Raw genomic sequence first — 2,465 nt, 5'->3', positions numbered from 1 at the left:
TTCCGTTTTGTTGCAGGCCATTCACTTTTATATAACCGACTTCATTGGGTTTTAGTTTATAAATACGGTCACCCACACGACTGTCTGGATCAGCAATCGTTCTTGAGCGCACATCCATTTCGCTGCCGGGTTGAAAGGCATTGAAATGCAGGTGGTAAAATACACGCTTTAAAGTATCAGGCGAATTGTTGGTATAGACCAGCTCTTGCCTGCCTTTGTATTGGTAATTTTTTACATCCACATCAATTTCCATTTTATAATCAACGTGTTGTTGCCAATAGTTAGATCTATCTACTTGCTCGAGGTGGTTGTGGTATTGTTGTGAAAAAAGGGAGAGGGTTGTTAGGCAAAGCAGGCTTAAAAAGAGGGCTTTCATCAAGTTAAATTTAATTTTTTGTAAAGATAATTGCTTTTGTTACAACTCAAAAGGTTTAACATTTAGTAAGGGAAAGCCGTAAATGAAGCTTAGGCTTTTAACATAAATTGACTCTATTCTGCAAATTAATCAGAGCTAATACAAATAATTTTATTAGTTTTAAAACTTATTTATTATAAAAAATGAAAAAGGTTTTAATAATTCTTGGCATTGTATTTTTCTTTTTTATTGTACTCGTGGGCTTTGTGGCATTTTTTCTTGTTAATCAAGAAGATCCCTCTTACGTGAGTCAATATAATTATACCGAAGCTTCAATTTTAAAAAATACTATTAAGGAAAACTCCACTAATGCAATAGTTATTATAAACTCCCCGGGTTGCCAAGGAGCGTCGGTGTTTACTCCAAAAATTAAAGAAGAAGAATCCTTTCTGGAAGAAAACGGCATAGAGGTGTATTTTGTGGTTGATATATTAAACACAGAGTCGCAAGATGAAAAGCTTAAAAATTATATCGACGAATATCAGTTGAGCTATGAGCCCATGATTATCAACCCTGAAAATTATCCCGCGGGAAACATTTTAAACCCCAAAAAGAAGTACAGTACTTTTTTAAGTGAACTCTGCGGCGATTGTAATGACGTCTCATTGGGCTACCCGCTGTACCTGTATTTTAAAAATGGAAGCTATATCAAATCATCTTATTCCCTTGACAAGGGTGTCGTTAATCAACTATGACATTTATAGTTATCCTGGACAACGTTATTTTACTCTTTTTTCATTGAGTAGATTTTAAATAAAAAAAACCACAAATCATGATTTACAATTTAAAGAAAAAGGAAATTGAAAAGGTTGTCATTTCATCACTTTTAATGTCATTGGGCGCTGTTGTTTTGTTAAACATCATCAATTTTGTTGTTTATTTGATTAAGTCCTTACCGGTAGAATCTGTACGTTTTTCGGGAGGGCTTTTTTACATCAACGGTGAACCTTTAAGCTTTAGTCTTTTGGCAAGTTTAAAGATGTTCTTTATCCTTTGGGTTTTATTTGGTCTCTATGGGGTTTATAAGATTAGAAAGAAGATCCAGAAAAATAAATAAAGTTTGTTTTTAGTCTTTGTTGCAAAGGTTGGAGAAGCCATAGCTGGAATTGATTCTTGTATAGAAAAAAAATAAACTAACCTACCCTCCACAAGAATCTCTTATCGCGGGCTAAATTATAAATTATGAAAACCAAAGCAAACTATTTTACAAAACAAGGCTTGTCATTAGGAGGGGACATTCATTTTGAAAATGACAATTTTACTTTTAAAACCCATCTATTAAACTTTAAGAAAAAAACGGTTGAGGTAAATTACAAGGACATATTATCTATTGAACTAGAAACCATAATTGGGCCTATGTTAAGGATTATTTTAAAGAATGGAAAAAGCCTGGCGTTTGTGGTTTCCAATAGAAAAAAAGTCAAAGAATTTTTAGAAGAGAAAATTAATAAATGATCAACGAACTATTATCAACGCTCTTTCAGCTTTTGGCTTTTACGGCGATTCCATTTATAGTCTATTTGGTTAAGTTTAGAAAAAAAACCAATTTTTTCCTGTTCATTGGAATTAAAGCCCCGCCCCAAAAAGCACTGTGTCTCAGTTTTGCAGCTATATTATTGCTTGTATTGCCCATGCTTTTGCTTTTTTATTTCAACGAAGAATTTAGAGCTGTTTTACTTGACCCCAAGAGTCTCACCGGCAGTATTAAAACCTACGGGTTTAGTTTGCACACTATAATTTTGTTGGTGTTAATAGCAGTCGTAAAAACAGCATTATCAGAAGAAATATTTTTTAGGGGGTTTTTAGCTAAACGATTAATTAGCATTACAAATTTTGCAATCGGGAATGGCCTTCAAGCCATCATTTTTGGCGCATTACATATTCTTGCTTTTTGGGGCATAACGGATAATTTAGGATTGCTTTTTATTATCTTTATTTTTCCCGCCCTGTTTTCATTTGTGATAACATATATAAACGAAATAAAGGCAAATGGCAGCATAATTCCGGGATGGATTGCTCATGCAACAGCCAATCTGATAACTTATACCCT

The 2,465-nt window shown here is 33.6% G+C and carries 4 protein-coding genes and 1 pseudogene; 4 read left to right on the top strand and 1 reads right to left on the bottom strand.

The genetic code is table 11. The annotated features are described in order from the left end of the window. Window positions 1-376 (bottom strand): annotated as a pseudogene (locus AC6F75_RS14805) (M1 family peptidase); the annotation flags it as partial. A gap of 182 nt (window positions 377-558) precedes the next feature. Between AC6F75_RS14805 and AC6F75_RS14800 the strand changes: the two are divergent. The 4 genes from AC6F75_RS14800 to AC6F75_RS14785 form a co-directional block, all read left to right on the top strand. Further along, window positions 559-1,110, top strand: a complete 552-nt coding sequence (locus AC6F75_RS14800; protein ID WP_500715859.1) for a hypothetical protein — start codon at window positions 559-561, stop codon at window positions 1,108-1,110. Between the two features lie 77 nt (window positions 1,111-1,187). Next, window positions 1,188-1,472: a hypothetical protein gene (locus tag AC6F75_RS14795; RefSeq protein ID WP_500715858.1), complete on the top strand. Its 285-nt coding sequence runs from the start codon at window positions 1,188-1,190 to the stop codon at window positions 1,470-1,472. Window positions 1,473-1,597: 125 nt separating this feature from the next. Next, entirely contained in the window at window positions 1,598-1,870 is a 273-nt protein-coding gene (locus tag AC6F75_RS14790; protein WP_500715857.1) for a hypothetical protein, read from the top strand. A 269-nt stretch (window positions 1,871-2,139) separates the two neighbouring features. Continuing rightward, window positions 2,140-2,465: CPBP family glutamic-type intramembrane protease (locus AC6F75_RS14785; protein ID WP_500715856.1), on the top strand; the 326-nt coding region annotated here is incomplete at its 3' end.

Source organism: Planktosalinus sp. (assembly GCF_059864935.1).
The sequence above is the reverse complement of the archived record's forward strand: the minus strand, read 5'-3'. Positions and strand labels throughout refer to the sequence as shown.